This is a genomic window from Pseudomonas sp. B5(2017) (assembly GCF_002112825.1).
In the GTDB taxonomy this organism is placed as follows: domain Bacteria; phylum Pseudomonadota; class Gammaproteobacteria; order Pseudomonadales; family Pseudomonadaceae; genus Aquipseudomonas; species Aquipseudomonas putida_Z.
On the sequence record NZ_NEIR01000001.1, the window covers coordinates 299,142 to 319,950 of the forward strand.

The following is a 20,809-nucleotide window of genomic DNA, read 5'->3' on the forward strand; positions in this document are numbered from 1 at the left end:
GACACAAGGCCGCTCCCACAAAGGCAGCATCAATTGGTAACCAATAGTTCCGGCCCGAGGTAATCGTTGATCTGCTGGATATCGTCATCCCCCAGGCTGCCCACCGACGATGCCAGGCGCAGCCGCGACATCAGGTAGTTCAGCTTCGCCTCGAACAGGTCATGCCGGGCGTCAAACAGCAATTCCTCGGCATTGAGCACATCCGAGTTGGTGCTGGTACCGCCTTCCCGGAAACCCTTGCGGGCCGAAAGCAGCGAGCGTTCGTTCGACGCCACGGCCTTTTCCAGCGCCTGAATGCGCAAGGCGCCACTCTGCACGCCGCGGTACTCGCGAGTGGTGCCGGAAATCACTTCCTCGCGCGTGGCGTCCAGTTCATCCAGGGCCTTGGAACTGTTGGCGCTGGCCTGGCGGGTGAGGGCGCTGGTGCTGCCGCCGCTGTACAACGGAATGTTCAGCTCCAGCCCGATCGAGCTGTAGTGGTTGCGCTGGTTCAGTTCGGAAATCGACTGGCTGCTGCCGGCGGTATAGCCCGCCACGAAATCCAGGGTCGGCCAGTGCCCGGCGCGGGCGCGTTTCACTTCTTCTTCGGCCAGCTCGTAGTTGTGCCGGCGCGCATGAATCAATGGGCTGTCGGCCTGGGCCTTGACCAGCCAGTCCTGCAGGTTGCCCGGCATCAGCGGCGGGGTGCTGAAGCCCGGCTGCAAGGTGGTCAGCGACTCCGGCGTTTCACCGATGTATTCCTCCAGCTTGCGGCGGGCGTTGACCAGGTTGTCCTGGGCCTCGATCAGGTCGGCCTCGGCCAGGTCGCGACGGGCTACTGACTCGTCGATGTCGGTAATGGTGCCGGCACCCAGCTCCATGCGCCGCTTCGCCGACGCCAGCTGCTCTTCGAAGGCATTCAGCTTGGCTTTGGCCAGGGTGATGGTTTCGCTGGCCAGCAGCACGTCGAAGTAGGCGTCGGCCAGGCGCACCGCAGCGTCCTGGGTCTTGGCATCGAACACCGCCACGCTGTAGTCGGCACGTTGCTGGCCCTGGCGGTACTCGGCCATCTTCTGCTTGTTGAACAGCGGTTGGCGCAACCGCACGTTGGCGCCCTTGGAGTCATAGTCCAGGTCGCTGTCCCGGCCATTCTGCCGCTGGCTGCCATTGACCTTGTTGAAGTAGCCCGCAGCGTTGATCTGCGGCAGCAGGCCGGCCTCGCCGATGGCGCGGTTCTCACTGCCGGCTTCTTTCTCGTGCACCGCGGCGCGGTAGATCGGGCCCTGGTACTGCAGCAGGTCCCAGGCTTGCTTCAGGTCCATGGCACTGGCCTGTACGGACAACCCCAACAGGCACAACATCAGGCACGGGCGATTCATGTCATTGCTCCTTGAACGAGGCGTCCACGCGTTCGAGCATCGGCTTGAGCAGGTAGCTGAGCAGGTTGCGCTCGCCGGTCTTGATGGTGACGGTGGCCGGCATGCCGGGGCGGATGTGGTTGCTGCCCAGCAGGCCCATGCCGCCTTGCGTCACTTCCACTTGGGCCAGGTAGTACGGCTGCTTGCTTTCTTCGTCCATCAGGCGGTCGGCGGAAATGGTCATGACCCGCCCGGGGATGTTCGGCGTCTTCGCATGGTTGAAGGCCGGGAAGGCGAGGTCCACGTCCAGGCCCGGCACCATCTTGTCGATGGCCTGCACCGGGATCATCGCGTCGACCTGCAACGGCTGGTCGAGCGGCACCACCTCCATGATCTTGGCTCCAGGCTGGATGATGCCGCCGACCGTGGCGATGCTCAGTGCCTGGACCATGCCGTCGATCGGCGAGCGGATCACCGTGTGGGTCACTTCGTAGTCCAGCGCGCGCAGGCGATCGGCCAGGGTGGTGTTCTCCTTGGCGGTATCGGTCAGTTGCGATTCCACTTCCTTGAGGTAGTCGTGCTGGCGTTGCAGGATGCGCAGCTTGATCTCGGTGGCCTGGCTGCGCGCCCGGGCAATGTTGTTGAGGTTTTCGGCCTGGCCGGCGGACAGGTCGGCATTGTTGCGCTCCAGCTCCAGCAGGCGGTTGCGTGGCACATAGCCTTCGGCGGCCAGCACGCGTGTGCCTTGCAGTTCCTGGTTGAGGAAGCCGATCTGCGAGGCGCGGGCGCCGTACACCTGCTGCAGGCCCTTGAGCTGCACCGCCGTGGCGGCCAGGTTTTCCTCGAGGATGCTCAGTTCGCCAGCAAGGCCGGCGCGGCGGGTGTCCAGCAGGCGCTGTTGCAGGTCCATGGCTGCCAGCAGGCGCGGGTCGTTGCCGTAGTGCTTGAGCAGGGCAGGGTCGAAGGTGACCTTGTCGCGGCCATCGCGTTCGGCTTTCAGGCGGTTTTCCACGGTCTTGCTGACGATGTACTGGGCACTGACCGCGCCCTGTTCGGCCACCGCGCGCAGGGCGTCCAGGCGTACCACCTCCTGGCCTTTCTTCACCATGTCGCCTTCACGCACCAGGATCGCCTCGACCGTGCCGCCGGTCAGGTGCTGCACCGCCTTGCGGTTGCTGGTGACCTTGACCGTGCCGGTGGCGACCACCCCGGCATCAAGTGGCGCCAGGCACGACCACAGCAGGAAGCCGCCAAAGCCGGCGATGACCATCCATACGCCCCAGCGTGCCGGCCGGCCCATGTCCAGGTCGATACCGTTGCGGGCCTCGGCGGGAATCAATTCGGTGTGTTGGGTCATCTGCATGATCGATCACTCCCGTGCTTTTACCGAGGCCAGCGGCGCTGCGGTCGCCGCCGGGATCACGCTGGCCTTGCGCAGCGCCGCGAACACTTCGTCGCGGCTGCCGAGCATGTGCACGGCACCGTCACGCAGCATCAGCACCTTGTCGACCGCGCACAGCACATTAGGCCGGTGGGAAATCAGGATTACCGTGGCCCCGCGCGCCTTGAGTTCGGCCAGCGCATCGACCAAGGCCTTTTCGCCAACGTCATCGAGGTTGGCGTTGGGCTCGTCCAGCACCACCAGGTTCGGCTCGCCATACAGCGCACGGGCCAGGGCGATGCGTTGCTTCTGGCCACCGGACAGCGGGCTGCCGTCGGCTGCCAGGCGGGTGTCGTAGCCCTGCGGGAAGCGCAGGATCATGTCGTGCACGCCACTGCTGCGGGCAGCGCGGATCACCGCTTCGCTGTCCACTTCGGTGAAGCGTGCGATGTTCTCGGCGATAGTGCCCTCGAACAACTCCACATCCTGCGGCAGATAGCCGAGCCACGGGCCAAGTTCGGCCTTGTTCCAGGTGAAGATGTCGGCGCCGTCCAGGCGCACCTTGCCGGCCTGGGTCGGCCACACGCCTACCAGCAGGCGGGCGAGGGTGGATTTGCCCGAGGCCGAAGGGCCGATGATGCCCAGGCTTTCACCCGGGACCAGGCTGAAGCTGACCCCGCGCACGATGTTGTTGTTGGTGCCGGGGGCGCCTGCGATCACGTTTTCCACGGCCAGCATGCCCATTGGCCGCTGCAGCGACATGCTCGGTGGCCGCTGCGGGTAGTCGTGCAGCAGGTCGTTGAGCCGGCCCCAGGCGGAACGGCAGCCCAGCAGTTGCTTCCACGCGGCGATCGCCTGTTCAACCGGGGCCAGGGCGCGGCCGGTAAGGATCGAGCAGGCGATCATCATGCCGGGGGTGATCTTGCCCTCGATCGCCAGCAGTGCGCCGGCACCGAGGATCACTGACTGCAAGGTGATGCGCACGAAGCGCCCGGTGCTGCTGATCATTGCGGCGCGGTCGGAGGCCAGGGTCTGCATCTGCAGGATGCGCAAGTGCCCCTGGTACCAGCGCTTGCCTATCTCCGGCAGCATGCCCATGGCTTCGATCACTTCGGCGTTGCGCAGGTTGTTGTTGGCATAGCTGGCCGACGACATGGCCGCCTGGTTGGCCTCGGCCAAGGGTTTTTGCGTGGCCTTCTCGGTGAGGTAGGCCAGGCCCACCAGGATCAGCGAGCCGATCAGCGTCACCAGCCCCAGCAGTGGGTGGATCAGGTAGCAGACCAGCAGGTAGATCGGCGTCCAGGGGGCATCGAAGAAGGCGAACAGGCCGTTACCGGTCAGAAACTGGCGCACCTGCGCAAGGTCCTGCAGGGCCTGGGCCGGGTTGCCGCCGGCGCGGCTCAGGTTGCGTTCGAAGGCAGCGCTGAAGATGCGTCGGTTGAGGTCCATGTCGAGGAAGTTGCCGACCCGGATCAGTACGCGGGTACGGACCATCTCCAGGGCCGACATCAGCATGAACAAGCCGATCACCAGCAGGGTGAGCATGGTCAGGGTGGTGACGTTGCGGCTGACCAGGGCGCGGTCGTACACCTGCAACATATAAATTGCTGGCGTCAACATCATGACGTTTATGACGCCGCTGAAGGCGGCCAGGGCAAAAAAGCTGCGGCGCAGGCGGAACAGCACGTCGGCCAGCTCGGAACGAGTGCGTGGTGGCTTGTGCATCGGGGCCTCCCTTTATCACAAATCGGGAAGCCCTTGCGGCGCCCCGTGCAGCGGTAATCGTGGCTTCTGGTTGGCTCGCAGGCGGATCGCTCTAATGGCGGATGCTCCAAAACGCTGCGCTGCTCCCACATGCTGGAGCGTAGGTTGCAGCGACATAGCCGGTAATATCGTTTCGCTCTATGAAGTCTTTGAACTTTTCATAAGTGCCAAAAAAACAGCTATTTGCATCGCATTATCATCGGACGATGATTTTTTCGACGGGATATTGACAACCTTTTCGCCTGCGACTTTAGTCTGATGTATTCGGGCCCTGTGCGAGCTGGGGTCGATGCATGTGCGTTACAGCTGTATCGCATGCTTAACAAGGCTCCCCGGATGGTGGGTGCCGGCTTGCGAATGATGAGGCCAGTGGGGGCCAGCACAAGAGTGTTGTGCCCACTGAACCTGGACCACCGAACCAGTATCTGCGCACGTCAACACTGACTGGGCGCGGGAAGGACCCTGTTGCCCTGTGTCATCTCCGGACAGATCGAGGGCAATTGAAATGGCAGATTTCAGCAAGTCGGACCTGGAGTTCATCCTTCAACAGATTTTCATCGCCGAAGCCCACGCCGATGGCGCGAGCCTGACCGACCTGCTGCCCAACAGCCAGGTACCGTTCGGCCTGCGCACCGTGGACGGCAGCTACAACAACCTGGTAACCGGGCAGAGCGAGTTCGGTGCCGCCGACAACTCGTTCCTGCGCCTGCTCAGCCCCTCCTTCAGCGGCGACTATGCCGGCACCGGCACGGTCACCGATTCGCAACCACGCACCATCAGCAACCTGATCGTCGACCAGACGGCGAACAACCCGGCCGCGGTCGAGGCCAATGGTGGTGCCGCTCCGGTGATCAGCCCCGGCATCGACGGGGTGTTCGGCACCGCTGACGACACCGAAGTGTTCTTCATCCCCAACGTGTCGCCCGACGTCGGCCTGACCGCCGGCTTCAACGCCTGGATGACCTTCTTCGGCCAGTTCTTCGACCACGGTCTGGACCTGGTCACCAAGAGCAGCACCGACTTCGTGTTCATCCCGCTGCAGCCGGACGACCCGCTGTTCGTCGAAGGCAGCCCGACCAACTTCATGGTGCTGCCACGGGCTGTGCGTACCGCAGGCGCCGATGGTGTTGTGGGTACCGCCGACGATGGACAGACCAACACCACCTCGCCGTTCGTCGACCAGAGCCAGACCTACAGCTCGCACCCCTCGCACCAGGTGTTCCTGCGTGAATACACGCTCAATGCCGCAGGCGACCCGGTAGCCACCGGGCGGCTCATCACCAACCGTGACCTGGGCGCCGATGGCCGCTTCGGCACCGCCGACGATGGCAACGGCGAAAGCGGTGGCATGGCCACCTGGGCGGTGGTCAAGGCCCAGGCCCGCGACCTGCTCGGCATCAATCTGACCGACGCCGACGTGCACAGCGTGCCGCTGCTGGCCACCGACCCCTACGGCAACTTCGTGCGCGGGCCCAACGGCATGCCGCAGGTGGTGATGCGCGTTAGCAATGGCGCCGACAACATCGCCGGCACCGCCGACGACGTCACCACGCTGGTCGAAGGCAACCGCGACGCGCCGATCAGCCTGGCCAATGCCGTGAGCACCGGGCATGGCTTCCTCGACGACATCGCCCACAACGCCGCGCCGGTGATCGTGAACGGTGTGCTGCAGGCCGACGCCGATACTGCCGTCGGCAACGCACAGCCGGTGGGGCCGGGTGGCAACAACCTGACCTACGACAACGAACTGCTCGACGCCCACTACATCGCCGGCGACGGCCGGGTGAACGAGAACATCGGCCTGACTGCCGTGCACCATGTGTTCCACTCCGAGCACAACCGCCTGGTGCAGCAGACCAAGGACACCCTGCTGGCTTCCGGCGACGTGGCGTTCCTCAACCAGTGGCTGATCGATGATGTCGCTGCCATCCCCACCACGCCCGCCGAAATCGCTGCGCTGGTATGGGACGGCGAGCGGCTGTTCCAGGCGGCCAAGTTCGGCACCGAGATGCAGTACCAGCACCTGGTGTTCGAAGAGTTCGCCCGTACCATCCAGCCGCAGATCGACGAGTTCCTGGCCCCCAACGGCTACGACACCTCGATCGACCCGGCCATCCTCGCCGAGTTCGCCCATGTGGTTTACCGCTTCGGTCACTCGATGCTGACAGAGACCGTCGACCGCTTCGACCCGGCGTTCGCCCCGGTGAACGGCGACCCGCAGCTCGGCCTGATCGCTGCCTTCCTCAACCCGCTGGCCTTCGCCGGCAGTGGCGCTACCGCCGACGAAGCGGCCGGCGCGATCATCCGTGGCGTCACCCGTCAGCTGGGCAACGAAATCGACGAGTTCGTCACAGAGGCGCTGCGCAACAACCTGCTTGGCCTGCCGCTGGACCTGCCCGCGCTGAACATTGCCCGTGGCCGTGACACCGGCATCCCCACCCTCAACGAGGCGCGGCGCGATTTCTATGCCATGACCGGCGACAGCCAGCTCAAGCCTTACATCAGCTGGGCCGACTTTGCCGACCATCTCAAGCACCCGGCGTCGCTGATCAACTTCATCGCCGCCTACGGTACCCACGCCACCATCACCGGGGCGGACACCGAAGCGGCCAAGCGCGCCGCCGCCGTGGCGCTGGTGCTTGGCGGTGACGGCGCGCCAGCGGACCGCCTGGACTTCCTCAACGGCACTGGCGCCTACGCCAACGTGACACTGGTCGGCGCGGACGGCATCCCCGGCACCGCCGATGACATCACCGGAGTGACCGTGACCGGCGTCGATGACATCGACTTCTGGGTCGGCGGCCTGGCCGAGCAGAAAATGCCCTTCGGCGGCATGCTCGGCTCCAGTTTCAACTTCGTCTTCGAGACCCAGCTGGAAGCCCTGCAGAACGGCGACCGGTTCTACTACCTGTCGCGCACCGCGGGCATGAACTTTGGCACCGAGCTGGAGAACAACTCCTTCGCCAAGCTGATCATGCTCAACTCCGATGTCACCCACCTGTCCAACACCGTGTTCCTCACGCCGACCTTCACCCTCGAGGTGAACCAGGCCAACCAGTTCACCGGGCTGGGGGCCGATGGCCGGGCCGACCCGACGGGCGGCATCATGATCAACGGCGTCGAAGTGGTGCCGCTGGTGATTCGCGACAACCCCGATACGGTGGGCACCGACACCAACTTCCTGCATTACACCGGCGAAGACCACGTGGTGCTGGGCGGCACTTCCGGCAACGACATCATCATCTCCGGTGAGGGCGACGATACTGTCTACGGCGACGCCGGCAACGACACCCTGGAAGGCGGTGCGGGCAATGATGCGGTGCTGGGCGGTGCCGGTGATGACATCATCACCGACTCCTTTGGCGACAACCGCCTGGAAGGCAACGACGGCAACGACGTGATCGTCGCCGGCAGCATGCTGGTGGGCGGTAACCTGATCCTGGGCGGCAACGGCCAGGACTTCATCATCACCACCGAGGACATCAGCACCACCTTTGGCGGCCAGGGCGACGACTTCATCCTTGGCGCCAAGACCAACCTGCCACCGACCGGCAACGAGGGTGACGACTGGATCGAGAAGGGCACCCAGGACGGTGCGCCCGGCGACAACTTTGCGCCGCTGCTGGGTGACGAAGTGGTCGGCAACGACATCTTCGTCGGTGGCGGTGGCTTTGACGAGATGATCGGCGAGGGCGGTGACGACATCTTTGTCGGCAGCGACGCCCAGGACAAGATGGACGGCATGTCCGGCTTCGACTGGATTACCAACAAGAATGACCAGGTTGGCGTCACCGTCGACCTGACCCTGGCCGCCCTGGCTCAACCCCATGGCAACGCACCGAACCAGAACACCGGTATTTTCAACCCGGTCGGCGCCTCGCCGGCTTCCATCCTCGACCGCTTTGCCGAGGTCGAGGGCGTGTCCGGCTCGAACTTCGCCGATGTGCTCAAGGGCGATAATGTCGATGCCGTGACCATCCTCAACCACGGCGGTGCCACCGGCAGTGCGCTGACCAACGTGGCACTGATCCGTGGCCTGCAGCAGTTCCTGGCCGATGCCGGGTTGCCAACCACCGGCTTTGCCACCGGCAACATCATGCTCGGCGGCAACGGCAGCGACCTGATCGAAGGCCGTGGGGGCGATGACCTGATCGACGGTGACAAGTGGCTCAACGTGCGCATCGCCGTGTATGCCCCAGGAGACGTCAACCACACCGGCCCTGAGATCGCCAGCTTCGACAGCATGGTCGACATGATTCCGTTCATGCTCGACCGCACCTACAACCCAGGCCAGCTCAAGGCCGTGCGGGAAATCCTGCCCGGCACCTCGACGGGAGGCGCGGCGTTCGACACGGCAGTGTTCTCGGGTGTGCAGAGCGAGTACACGGTGACGCAGAACACCAAAGGTACGCTCGACACTTCCGATGATGTCTGGACAGTGACCGACAACGTCGATGGCCGCGATGGCGTCGATACCCTGCTGCACATCGAGCGCCTGCAGTTCGCCGACAGCCAGCGGGTGCTGGTGGAGGGGCTGAATGCGCAGCCTACCGGCAGCCCGGCCATTACTGATGGCAACGGCGGTGCGATCACCGTGGGCGATGTCCTTACGGTAAACGTGGCCGGCGTGCTGGATGCCGACAACATCAGCGCCAGCAACCCGTTGGGCACGCTCGCCGACCGTTCGGTGTCGTACTACTGGCAGTTCGAGGCCACCCCGGGCAGTGGCGTGTTCGAAGACATCATCCTGCTGCCGGCCGGCGACCTGGCGTTCCAGAGCGCCGACGGCACCACGTTCAAGGTGTCGCCGGACCTGGCCGGGTTGTCGCTGCGGGTCAAGGCGATCTACCAGGACGCCCATGGCACCACCGAAGTGCTGTTCTCCCAGCCCACTACCGTGGTGCAACCGGGCGCGCCTGTGGTTCCGACGCCAGCCACGCCGGTGGCGGATGCCACTGCTGGCGGTGCCGGGCTGCACATGGTGCGTTCCGACCTCAACTTCATCCTCGACCAGATCAAGATCGCCGAGGCAGATGCCAACGGGGCAGACATCCTCTCGCTGCTGCCCAACATCCGTGCGCCGCTGGGCTTGCGTGCGGTGGATGGCTCGAACAATAACCTGATGAACCTCAACGGCATCAACAACACCCAGTTCGGTGCCGCCGACAACGTCTTCCCGCGCTTGACCGACCCGGTGTTCAACCCGGCCGAAGGTGCACCGGCAGGCTTCTTCGGCCCTGGCTCGCCTGCCATTCCGGGCTCGTCTTACGAGCAGACCAGCGGCCCGGTGTTCGACTCGCAGCCGCGCACCATCAGCAACCTGGTCGTCGACCAGACTTCCAACAACCCGGCGGCCTATGCCACCGCGTATGACCCAGGTGCGGACGGCGTGCTCAACTTCGGTGCCGTGGGCAACGACGACGTGCTCAAGGACGGCGTGCGCATCGTCGCCAGCCCGGGCCTGGACGGCCAGTTCGGCACCGCCGACGACCACGACGTGTACCTGTTCGAGAACACCGCCGCCGATGCTGGCCTGTCGGCGCCGTTCAACGCCTGGATGACCTTCTTCGGGCAGTTCTTCGACCATGGCCTGGACCTGGTTACCAAGGGGGGCTCGGGCACCATCTTCATCCCGCTGCAGCCGGATGATCCGCTGTTCGTGGAAGGTGGCTCCGCCAACTTCATGGTGGTGACCCGTGCCACCAACCTGCCTGGGCCGGATGGCATCCTCGGCAACGCCGATGACATCCACGAGCACACCAATACCACCACCCCGTTCGTGGATCAGAACCAGACCTACAGCTCGCATCCTTCCCACCAGGTGTTCCTGCGCGGTTATCTGCTGACCGACGACGGGCCTATCGCCACCGGCCGATTGATCACCAACCGGGACCTGGGCGCCGACGGCCGCTACGGTACCGCCGACGACACCGAAATTGGTGGCATGGCGACCTGGAAGGTGGTCAAGGCCCAAGCCCGTGACGTACTGGGCATCAACCTGACCGACGCAGACGTCGACAACGTGCCGCTACTGGCGACCGATGCCTACGGCAACTTCATCAAGGGGCCCAACGGTTTCCCGATGGTGATCATGAAAGGGGCAGACGGCATTGCCGGCACGGCCGACGACCAGCAGGTCGAAGGCAACCCGCTGGCGCCGATCGACCTGACCAATGCCGTGCGCACCGGTCACCAGTTCCTTGCCGACATCGCCCACAATGCCGTGCCGGTGTTCAGCAACGGCGTACTGGTGCCTGATGCCGATACCGATGTGGGCAATGCCGTGCCGGTGAACCCGCAGACTGGCGCCAACCTGGCCTACGACAACGAACTGCTCGATGCGCACTACATCGCCGGCGACGGCCGGGTCAACGAGAACATCGGCCTGACTGCCGTGCATGCGATCTTCCACTCCGAGCACAACCGGCTGGTGGCGCAGACCATGGACACCGTGCTCGATTCGGGTGACCTGGCCTTCATCAACGAGTGGCTGCTCAACCCGATAACCGTGCTGCCGGCCGACCAGGCCGCAATCGACGCGCTGGTGTGGAATGGCGAGCGGCTGTTCCAGGCCGCCAAGTTCGGTACCGAGATGCAGTACCAGCACCTGGTGTTCGAGGAGTTCGCCCGCACTGTACAACCGCGGGTCGACCTGTTCTTCGCCCCGACCCAGGTGTATGACGTCGACCTCGATGCGTCGATCGTGGCCGAGTTCGCTCACACCGTGTACCGCTTCGGCCACTCGATGCTGACCGAGACCGTCGACCGCTTCGACGTCGACTTCACCGTCATCAGCGACCCGGCCAGCGCCAACCCCGACCAGCAATTGGGCCTGATCGCGGCGTTCCTCAACCCGCTGGCGTATGCCGCCAGTGGCGTCACCCCCGAGGATGCCACCAGTGCCATCGTGCGCGGGGTCACCCGCCAGGCCGGTAACGAGATCGACGAGTTCGTCACCGAGGCGCTGCGCAACAACCTGCTCGGTCTGCCGCTGGACCTGCCGGCGATCAACATCGCCCGTGGCCGCGACGTCGGTATTCCTTCGCTGAACGCTGTGCGCCGCGACATCTACGCGCAAACCGGCGATACCCAGCTCAAGCCTTACACCAGCTGGGTCGACCTGGTGCAGCACCTGAAGCATCCGGAGTCGCTAATCAACTTCATCGCCGCCTACGGCACCCATAGCACCATCACCGGGGCCACCACGTTGCTGGAGAAACGCGCGGCGGCCATGGCCCTGGTGTTCGGCGGCGACGGCGCGCCGACCGATCGCCTGGACTTCCTCAACAGCACCGGAGCCTACGCCAACGTCACGCTGCCTGGCAGGGATGGCGTGCTGGGTACCGCCGATGACCTGAGGGCAGTGACCGTGACCGGGGTCGATGCCATCGACCTTTGGATCGGCGGCCTGGCCGAAGCGAAAACCCCGTTCGGCGGCATGCTCGGCAGCACCTTCAACTTCGTGTTCGAGAACCAGATGGAGAAACTGCAGGATGGCGACCGCTTCTACTACCTGGAGCGCACCGCCGGCCTGTCGATGAACGCCGAGCTGGAAAGCAACTCGTTCGCCAAGCTGATCATGGCCAACACCTCGGCCACCCACCTGCCGGGCCTGGTGTTCTCCGACCCGGGCTTCTACCTGGAAGTGGACCAGAGCAAGCAGTTCAACGAAGGCCTGGGCAACCTCGACCCACTGGGCGAAAACGGCGAGCAGGTGGTGTTCCGCGACAGCCCGCTGACGGCAGGCCCGGACACCAACTACATCCGCTATGCCGGTGCCGAGCACATCGTGCTGGGCGGCACCGAGGGTGACGACATCCTGGTGTCCAGCGAGGGTGACGATACGGTCTGGGGCGATGGCGGCAACGACCGCATTGAGGGTGGCGACGGCAACGACCAGCTGCGTGGTGGTGCCGGCGACGACATCATCAGCGACATGGGTGGTGACGACAACATCCAGGGCGGCGACGGCAACGATGTGTTGCACGGCGGTAATGGCGTCAACCTGATCATCGGCGGTTTCGGCAACGACTTCATCGTCACCGGTGAGGACGCCTCCGAAGCCATTGGCGGCCAGGGCAACGACTTTATCCTCGGCAGCAAGGCCAACGAGCAGGACATGGGCAACGAAGGTGACGACTGGATCGAGAAGGGCACCTCGGACGGTGCGCCTGGTGACAACTTCGACCCGCTCGGCAACGACCCGATCATCGGCAACGACGTGTTCATCGGTGGCAACGAGAACGACAAGTTCAACGGTGAAGGCGGCGACGACATCATGGTCGGCAGCCTGGGCTTCGGTGACCGCTACATCGGTGGTTCCGGCTACGACTGGGCGACCTTCAAGGGCCTGGCCCAGGGCGTGACTGCCGACTTCAGCGATCGCTTCTTCGATGTGCCGCCGGTACCGGGCTCGGGCGCGTCTGCGCTGGTGCGCTTCGACATCATGGAAGGCCTGTCGGGTTCGGCCCATGGCGACTTCCTGCGCGGTGACAGCGAAACCTCTGCCACCTTGCCTACCAACGGCGCCAACGGCAGCGTGCTGACCAACATCAGCCTGATCGACGGCCTGGCCGGCCTGCTGGCTGCCGGGGCAACGTTCTACGACGGTGGCAACATCATCCTCGGCGGCAGCGGCAGCGACCTGATCGAAGGCCGTGGCGGCGACGACATCCTCGACGGTGACAAGTGGCTGAACGTGCGCATCAGCGTGCGCGCCAACAGCGACGGCACCGGCCCGGAAATCGCCAGCTTCGACAGTATGGAGCCGATGGTGCCGCTGATGCTCAATGGCACCTACAACCCGGGCCAGCTGGTGATCGTCCGTGAAATCCTGAGCGGCACCGACAGCTACGACACGGCGGTGTTCTCGGGGGTAGCCACCGACTATAGCGTGGTGGTCGATGGCAACTCGGTGATCGTCACTGACCTGGTGGACGGGCGTGATGGTGTCGACCGCCTGACCGGTATCGAGCGCCTGCAGTTCTCCGACAGCGCCCAGGCCTCCGGTGTGGGCACTGCGGTCAACGCCGGCCCAACGGGCCACCTGGCGATCCTCGACGCTGTCACCGGCCTGCGTAACGACACATCGGTCAGCGGCCAGTTGCTGCGGGTGAGCAACGTGGCGGTGCACGATGCCGACAATGTCAGCGCCACCAATGCGAGCGGCGCCATCAACGGCCCTGTGGCGTACTACTGGCAAGTCGAGACCCTGCCAGGTTCGGGTGTCTATGAAGACATCACCTTCGTCGCTGCCGGCGAAGTTTCCCGGGCCACCGGCGCCACCTACCGGGTCACGGACGATGTGGCGGGGCTGAACATCCGCGTACGGGCGGTGTACCAGGACGCCAAGGGCACGCTGGAAATCGTCGATTCGTCGGCGAACAGCGCGCCGACCGCCGGGCCGACCGTAACCGGGCTGCTGGTGCAGAACCAGACCCTCACCGCCAACACCGCGACCATCGTCGATGCCGACGGCCTGAGCAACCCGCAGTTCACCTTCCAGTGGCAGTCCAACCGCGGGCTCGGCTGGGTCAATATTGCCGGCGCCATCAGCAGCACCTTTGTCCTTACCCAGGAGCAGGTGGGGCAGAACATGCGGGTGGTGGTCAGCTATGTGGATGACGTCGGGGTGCAGGAAAGCATCGCCTCCGACATCCTCGACCCGGTGGCCAACGTCAACGATGCGCCTACCGGTGCCGTGCTGATCAGCGACACCACGCCAGCCCTGGGGCAGACGTTGACGGCGCTTACCGGCAGTATTGCCGACCTGGACGGGCTGGGGGCGTTCAGCTTCCAGTGGCAGCAAGGAACTGGTACGTCGTTCACTAACATTGTTGGTGCGACTGCCGCTACCTTCACCCCAGGTCCGTCGCAGGCCCACTTCCAACTGCGCGTGCTGGTGCGCTACACCGACGGTTTCGGCGCCCAGGAAACTGTGACTTCTGCAGCGACGGCGGAAGTGCCGGGGGTGCCAGGTATAGTGCTGCCGGGTACAGCGGGTGCAGATACCTTGACTGGCACTGCGGGTGATGACGTCCTGCTGGGTCTGGGCGGCAACGACACGCTCATTGGCCTGAACGGGTTCGATCAGTTGTTTGGCGGGGATGGCGACGACAGTCTCGACGGCGGTGAAGGCAACGACACCCTCGACGGCGGTACCGGCAACGACGTTCTCAACGGTGGGCTGGGTGCGGATGCCATGACGGGGGGGGCCGGTAACGACACCTTTGTCGTCGACAACGTGGGTGACACCATCACAGAGGTGGCAGGCGGGGGCTCGGATCTGGTGCAAACCAGCTTGACAAGCTACAGCTTGGCCGGCAACGCCAACGTCGAAAATCTGAGCTTCATCGGTACTGGCAACTTCTTTGGTGTGGGCAACGCGTTGGTCAACATCATCACTGGCGGCGCCGGAAACGATTTCCTCAACGGTAGCTTAGGTGCCGACCTGCATGTGGGGGGTGCCGGCAACGATAGCTACGTTGTCGAGAATATCGGGGACGTGATCGTGGAACAGGCAGGGGCTGGTACCGACCTGGTGCGCACGACGCTGACCAGCTGGACGCTGGGCAACAATTTGGAGAACCTGACCTACTTCGGTGCCGCCAACTTCGTCGGTACTGGCAATGCCCTGAACAACGTCATCACCGGTGGTTCAGGTAATGACATTCTCAACGGTGGTGATGGCAACGACACACTCAATGGTGCGCTCGGCGCAGATCTGATGATTGGCGGTACCGGCAACGACACCTTCGTGGTCGACAACGTGGCGGATGTCGTCACTGAGGCAGCCGGAGGGGGCTCGGATCTGGTGCAGACCACACTGGCAAGCTACACCTTGGGCGTCAACGTCGAGAACCTGAGCTATACCGGCACTGGCAATTTCCTGGGTGTGGGTAATGCCCTGGCCAATACCATCATTGGCGGCGCCGGAAACGATTTCCTCAACGGTAGTTTGGGGGCCGACCTGCACATAGGCGGCGCTGGCAACGACAGCTACGTGGTCGAGAATGCCGGGGACGTGATCGTGGAACAAGCAGGAGCCGGTACAGACCTGGTGCGCACGACGCTAACCAGCTGGACGCTGGGCAACAACCTGGAGAATCTGAGGTACTTCGGCGCCGCCAACTTCACCGGTACCGGTAATGGCCTGAACAACGTCATCACTGGCGGCTCGGGCAACGATGTCCTCAACGGTGGGGCTGGCGCAGATACTCTGACGGGTGGTGCCGGCAACGACACATACGTCGTCGACAACGTGGGTGACACCGTTACCGAGGCGGCAGGAGGGGGAGCGGATCTGGTGCAGACCAGCTTGGCAAGCTACACCTTGGGCGCGAACGTCGAGAATCTGAGCTTTACCGGCACTGGCAACTTCCTGGGTGTGGGCAATGCTTTGTCCAATACCATCATTGGCGGCGCCGGAAACGATTTCCTCAACGGTAGCTTGGGTATCGACCAACTGGTGGGCGGTGCTGGCAACGACAGCTACGTGGTCGAGAATGCCGGGGATGTGATCGTGGAACAGGCCGGCGGTGGTACCGACCTGGTGCGCACGACGCTGACCAGCTGGACGCTGGGCAACAACCTGGAGAATCTGAGGTACTTCGGCGCCGCCAACTTCACCGGTACCGGTAACGCCCTGGATAACGTCATCACTGGTGGCTCAGGTAACGACATCCTCAACGGTGGCGACGGCAACGACAGCCTGGATGGTGGTCTCGGTGTCGACATCCTGAACGGTGGGGCAGGCAACGACACGCTGTTCGGCGATGATGGCAACGACATCCTGTCGGGTGGTAACGGCAGTGACTTCCTCAACGGTGCGGCTGGCAACGACACGGTCAACGGCGGCGCGGGCGATGACACGATGATGGCCACTGATGGCAATGATGTCTTCCAGTTCGCCGCAGGCTTCGGCAATGACCTGATCATCAACTTCGACAGCGATGCGGCGGGTGGGCAGGACCTGCTGGATATCACCGCCTTCAACATCACCGCGGCCACCTTTGCCGCCAACGTTACCATCGCCGATGACGGCGCGGACACGCTGGTCAGCATCGGTGCTACCGACTCCATCCGCCTGGTGGGAGTGGCGGATGCAACCACGGTGACCGCAGCGGACTTCAACCTGTCGGTTTGAGGAACCGCAGGAAAAGCTGTTGGCTTGAAATGCACGGGCTGCTGCGCAGCCCGTCGCGACACAAGGCCGCTCCTACAGGAGATCCCCTGTAGGAGCGGCCTTGTGTCGCGATGGGCCGCAAAGCGGCCCCATGTCGCACGCAGTTACTTGATGAACCGCACCTGGCTGTTGATCTTCTTGATCACCGCCCCCTTGCGTTCGTTGAACCGGGCCTTGTTCTGCTCGAACAGGTTGTTGCCCTTGGTGTCGATGGAGATGATCAACGGGCCGAACTCGCGCACGCGGTTCACCCATAGCGTCTCCGGCATGCCCAGGTCCTGCCATTCCGCACGCTCGATCTCTTCCACCTGGGTCGCCGCCAGCACCGCGCAACCGCCCGGGAACACTGCATGCACTGCCTTGTTCTCCAGGCAACCGGTCGTGGTCTCCGGGCCCATTCCGCCTTTACCGACGATCAGCTTGACGCCGGTCTGCTCGATGAACTGCTTCTCGAACTTTTCCATGCGCATGCTGGTGGTCGGGCCGATGGAGACCATCTCGAAGCTGCCATCGTCCTTCTTCCTGACGATGGGGCCTGCGTGGAAAATCGCGCCGCCGCGCAAGTCGACCGGCAGCTCGCGGCCCAGTTCGATGAGCCGGCGGTGGGCAACGTCACGGCAGGTCACCAGTTGGCCGGTGAGGTAGACCACATCGCCCACGTTGAGGTTGGCCAGGTCTTCGTCGCTGATAGGTGTGCTCAGGATCTTTTTCACAGTACTACCCCTTCGTGCGAGAGGATGTCGTAGGACAGGTCGGCGTTGATGCGGATCTTGCCGCGGCGGTGCGCCCAGCAGCCGGTGGACACCGCCACGCCGATGGTGGACGGGTGGCGGGCCGAAGACTCGATGTTCACGCCCATCACGCTGCTGTTGCCGGTCAGGCCCTGCGGGCCGATGCCGATTTCGTTGAGGCCTTCCTCCAGCAGCTTTTCCATCATCGCCGCGCTTTCGTTGGGGTGGCTGGAGTCCACTTCGCGCAGGATGGCCTTCTTCGACAGGCGTGCCGCCGTCTCCACCGAGGTCGATACCCCTACACCCACCAGCAGTGGCGGGCAGGCGTTGACACCGCGCGAGGTGATGACATCGAAGACGAACTCGGTCACCCCTTCATAACCTTGCCCCGGCATCAGTACCTTGGCCGAGCCAGGCAGCGTGCAGCCGCCGCCGGCCATGTACACGTCGACGATGGCGTAGTCGGCATCGGGGATGATTTCCCAGTCCAGCCACGGGATCTTCGAGCCAGTGTTGGTGCCGGTGTTCTTCTCGATGAAGGTTTCCACCGCATTGTGGCGCAGCGGCCCCTGGATGGTGGCTTCCCTGGTGGCGTTCTCGAGGATGCCTTCCATCTCGCCCAGTAGCGGGAAGCGCGCGCCCGCCGAGACGAAGTACTGGATGACGCCGGTGTCCTGGCAGCTGGGCCGGTTGAGCTTGTCGGCGTATTCCTGGTTGTCGGCCATCGAGTCGTACACGGCGATGGCCAGCGGGTTGGTTTCGGCGGCGCGCAACTTGGCGGTCTTTTCCTTGACGTCGCGGGGCAGGCGCTTGCCGATATAGGCGGTGAACTTGGCCATCACGTCGGTAAGCGATGACACGGCTGTTTCTTTGTCCATGATTATTTCCTCACTGCATCACAAGGCGGGTTCTTTTTGCTGTTTTTCGAAAGGTCAGGGTGCGGGTGTGCCGGCCTCCATGCGTGCAAGGGCAGGGTGCGGCACAGCGGCCTCGGGTTCGGGGTCGGCCGGCAGCTGGCCGTCCAGGGCCTGGGCCATGCGCTGCTTGTCCAGCGCACCCACCCAGTTGGCGATTGCCACGGTGCCGACCGCGTTGCCGATGGTGTTGGTGATGGCCCGGGCTTCGGACATGAAGCGGTCCACGCCCAGCAGCAGGACCATGCCGGCCACCGGGATGTTGTCCATGGTCGCCAGGGTCGCGGCCAGGGTGATGAAGCCCGAGCCGGTTACGCCTGCAGAGCCTTTGGAGGTGAGCAGCAGCACACCCAGCACGATCAGTTGGTCCATCAGGGTCAACGGTGTGTTGGTGGCCTGGGCGATGAAGATGGCGGCCATGGTGTAGTAGATGCACTGGCCGTCCGGGTTGAAGGTAAGGCCCGAGGGGATCACCAGGCCGACCACAGGCTTGGACACGCCAACCTTTTCCAGCTTGTTCATCAGTTGCGGTACCACCGACTCGGATGAGCTGGTACCCAGTACCGTGAACAGTTCTTCCTTGAGGTACTTGAGGAACTTCCACAGGTTGAAGCCGCACAGCCGGGCAATGGCGCCCAGCACCACCACCACGAACAGGAAGCAGGTCAGGTACATGGTCGCCATCAGCTTGCCCAGCGAAACGATCGAGCCCAGCCCGTACTTGCCTACGGTGAAGGCCATGGCCCCGCAGGCGGCCAGCGGTGCCACGCGCATGATCATGCCGACGATGAAGAACATGCCGTGGGAAAACGCTTCGAGCACATCCACCATCGGCTTGCCGCGCGGGCCCAGGTGGGAGAGGGCGATGCCGAACAGGGTGCTGAACAGCAGAATCGGCAGGATCTCGTTCTTGGCGAAGGCATCGGTCACGCTGCCGGGTATCACATGCAGCAGGAAATCGATGAAGCCGCCGCTGTTGCCGGCTGCCGCGGCGGTGTAGGTGGAGATGCTCTTGGCATCCAGGGTGGCAGGGTCGACGTTCATGCCCTGGCCGGGCTGCACGATGTTGACCACCACCAGCCCCAGTACCAGGGCAAAGGTGGACAGCACTTCGAAGTAGATCAGCGCGCGCACGCCGACGCGGCCGAGTTCCTTCATGTTTTCCATCTTGGCGATGCCCAGCACCACCGTGGCGAAGATGATCGGGGCGAAGACCATCTTGATCAGTTTGATGAAGGCATCACCAATGGGCTTCAGGTCAGCGCCAACCTGTGGCCAGAACACCCCGATCAGCACCCCGAGGGTTACGCCGATCAATACCTGTACGTAGAGCTTGCCGAACAATCGCTTGGCCATTGCCGTCTCCGAATTATTGTTGTGAGTCGGATTTATCTGGCGGCCGGGCTGCTCGTGAGGGGTGCAGGTCACACCTGGCCTTGGCGGCCGAAGAGCCCAGCTTTCTTGTGGTTAATCACGCAGGGCAAAAGGTAATGGTTTTTCAAAAATGCTGTAATACAATGAAATTCAACTCATTGTTTCCCTCAGGTTAATTATGAATCCGGTATCGGAGCTGGCGTTCTTCACCCAGCTGATCAGGGTGGGTAGCCTGGCGGGCACTGCTCGCGAACTGAACCTGACCCCGCCAGCGGTCTCCAAGCGCCTGGCCCAGCTGGAACAGCGCCTGGGCGTGCGCCTGCTCAACCGCACCACACGCAGCATCAGCCTTACCGCCGAAGGCGAGACTTACCTGGTGAATGCCAAGCGCATACTGGGCGAGATCGAGGAAATGGAGCGGCAGGTGTCCAGCAGCCGCGCCGAGCCCAAGGGCTTGCTGCGGGTCAATGCGCCGCTGGGCTTTGGCCGTACCCACGTGGGGCCGGCGGTGTCATCGTTTGCCAAGCGCTACCCCGAGGTGGAGGTGCAACTGCACCTGACCGACCGCCCCATTGCCCTGCCGAACGATGCCATCGACGTGGCCATCCGCTTTGGCGAGTTGCCCGACTCGCGGCTGATCGCCCGCAAGATCGCGGCCAACCGCCGCCGATTGTGCGCATCGCCCGGTTACCTGGAAGCCCACGGTACCCCCGAATCGCCAAAGGACCTGGCCAGCCACAACTGCATCGTGTTGCGCCAGAACGACGCCGCGTTCGGTATCTGGCGGCTCAGCCGCGGCAAGCAGAGCGAGTCGGTGAAGGTGCATGGCAGCCTCAGCACCAACGATGGCGAGGTCGCCCTGAACTGGGCGCTGGACGGGCAGGGCATCCTGCTGCGGGCCGAGTGGAACCTGGCCGACCACCTGCGCAGCGGGCGCCTGGTGGAGGTGCTGGGCGATTACCACACGCCGCCTGCGGATATCTATGCGGTGTACCTGGAACGCCTGAACCTGTCGGCCAAGGTGTCGTGCTTCGTCGAGCACCTGAGGGCATTCTTCCGCCAGGGGGACAGCCTGGCAGCGTGGCATTGAGGCCTTTACCACAGGCGATCGCGTTATACTCCGC

The 20,809-nt window shown here is 63.8% G+C and carries 8 protein-coding genes; 2 read left to right on the forward strand and 6 right to left on the reverse strand.

Going from position 1 to position 20,809, the window contains the following annotated elements; translation table 11 throughout:
• Positions 1–29: 29 nt before the first annotated feature.
• Genes CAG00_RS01460 through CAG00_RS01470 form a run of 3 tightly spaced genes read right to left on the reverse strand, consistent with a single transcriptional unit; the run spans position 30 to position 4,443 of the window.
• Positions 30–1,358, reverse strand: coding sequence for a TolC family outer membrane protein (locus CAG00_RS01460; RefSeq protein ID WP_085619186.1), 1,329 nt, complete (start codon positions 1,356–1,358; stop codon positions 30–32).
• A 1-nt stretch (position 1,359) separates the two neighbouring features.
• Positions 1,360–2,700 carry an HlyD family type I secretion periplasmic adaptor subunit gene (locus CAG00_RS01465; RefSeq protein ID WP_085663267.1) on the reverse strand — a complete coding sequence of 447 codons (1,341 nt, stop codon included), beginning with the start codon at positions 2,698–2,700 and terminating at the stop codon, positions 1,360–1,362.
• A gap of 6 nt (positions 2,701–2,706) precedes the next feature.
• Positions 2,707–4,443, reverse strand: a complete 1,737-nt coding sequence (locus tag CAG00_RS01470; RefSeq protein ID WP_085592709.1) for a type I secretion system permease/ATPase — start codon at positions 4,441–4,443, stop codon at positions 2,707–2,709.
• A 544-nt stretch (positions 4,444–4,987) separates the two neighbouring features.
• On the opposite strand from CAG00_RS01470, the gene CAG00_RS01475 reads away from it, so the two are divergent.
• Positions 4,988–16,627 carry a peroxidase family protein gene (locus tag CAG00_RS01475; protein WP_085663268.1) on the forward strand — a complete coding sequence of 3,880 codons (11,640 nt, stop codon included), beginning with the start codon at positions 4,988–4,990 and terminating at the stop codon, positions 16,625–16,627.
• Between the two features lie 143 nt (positions 16,628–16,770).
• Here CAG00_RS01475 and ttdB read toward each other — a convergent pair whose 3' ends face one another.
• From ttdB to CAG00_RS01490, 3 genes are read right to left on the reverse strand one after another with little or no spacing between them, the layout of a single operon-like run.
• Positions 16,771–17,379, reverse strand: coding sequence for a L(+)-tartrate dehydratase subunit beta (gene ttdB, locus CAG00_RS01480; RefSeq protein WP_085663269.1), 609 nt, complete (start codon positions 17,377–17,379; stop codon positions 16,771–16,773).
• Complete coding sequence (gene ttdA / locus CAG00_RS01485; RefSeq protein ID WP_013972067.1) at positions 17,376–18,275, reverse strand: L(+)-tartrate dehydratase subunit alpha; 900 nt, start codon at positions 18,273–18,275, stop codon at positions 17,376–17,378. The genes ttdB and ttdA overlap by 4 nt, the downstream gene beginning before the upstream one ends.
• Positions 18,276–18,329: 54 nt before the next feature.
• Positions 18,330–19,667 carry a dicarboxylate/amino acid:cation symporter gene (locus CAG00_RS01490; RefSeq protein ID WP_085663270.1) on the reverse strand — a complete coding sequence of 446 codons (1,338 nt, stop codon included), beginning with the start codon at positions 19,665–19,667 and terminating at the stop codon, positions 18,330–18,332.
• 196 nt (positions 19,668–19,863) lie between these two features.
• Between CAG00_RS01490 and CAG00_RS01495 the strand changes: the two genes are divergently transcribed.
• Positions 19,864–20,775 carry a LysR substrate-binding domain-containing protein gene (locus tag CAG00_RS01495; RefSeq protein WP_075044816.1) on the forward strand — a complete coding sequence of 304 codons (912 nt, stop codon included), beginning with the start codon at positions 19,864–19,866 and terminating at the stop codon, positions 20,773–20,775.
• Positions 20,776–20,809 lie beyond the last annotated feature (34 nt).

Excerpts from the sequence above, each read along its gene's own strand:
- CAG00_RS01460 (WP_085619186.1), bottom strand. The coding sequence starts at position 1,358 with ATGAATCGCCCGTGCCTGATGTTGTGCCTGTTGGGGTTGTCCGTACAG.
- CAG00_RS01465 (WP_085663267.1), bottom strand. The coding sequence starts at position 2,700 with ATGCAGATGACCCAACACACCGAATTGATTCCCGCCGAGGCCCGCAAC.
- CAG00_RS01470 (WP_085592709.1), bottom strand. The coding sequence starts at position 4,443 with ATGCACAAGCCACCACGCACTCGTTCCGAGCTGGCCGACGTGCTGTTC.
- CAG00_RS01475 (WP_085663268.1), top strand. The coding sequence starts at position 4,988 with ATGGCAGATTTCAGCAAGTCGGACCTGGAGTTCATCCTTCAACAGATT.
- ttdA (WP_013972067.1), bottom strand. The coding sequence starts at position 18,275 with ATGGACAAAGAAACAGCCGTGTCATCGCTTACCGACGTGATGGCCAAG.
- CAG00_RS01490 (WP_085663270.1), bottom strand. The coding sequence starts at position 19,667 with ATGGCCAAGCGATTGTTCGGCAAGCTCTACGTACAGGTATTGATCGGC.
- CAG00_RS01495 (WP_075044816.1), top strand. The coding sequence starts at position 19,864 with ATGAATCCGGTATCGGAGCTGGCGTTCTTCACCCAGCTGATCAGGGTG.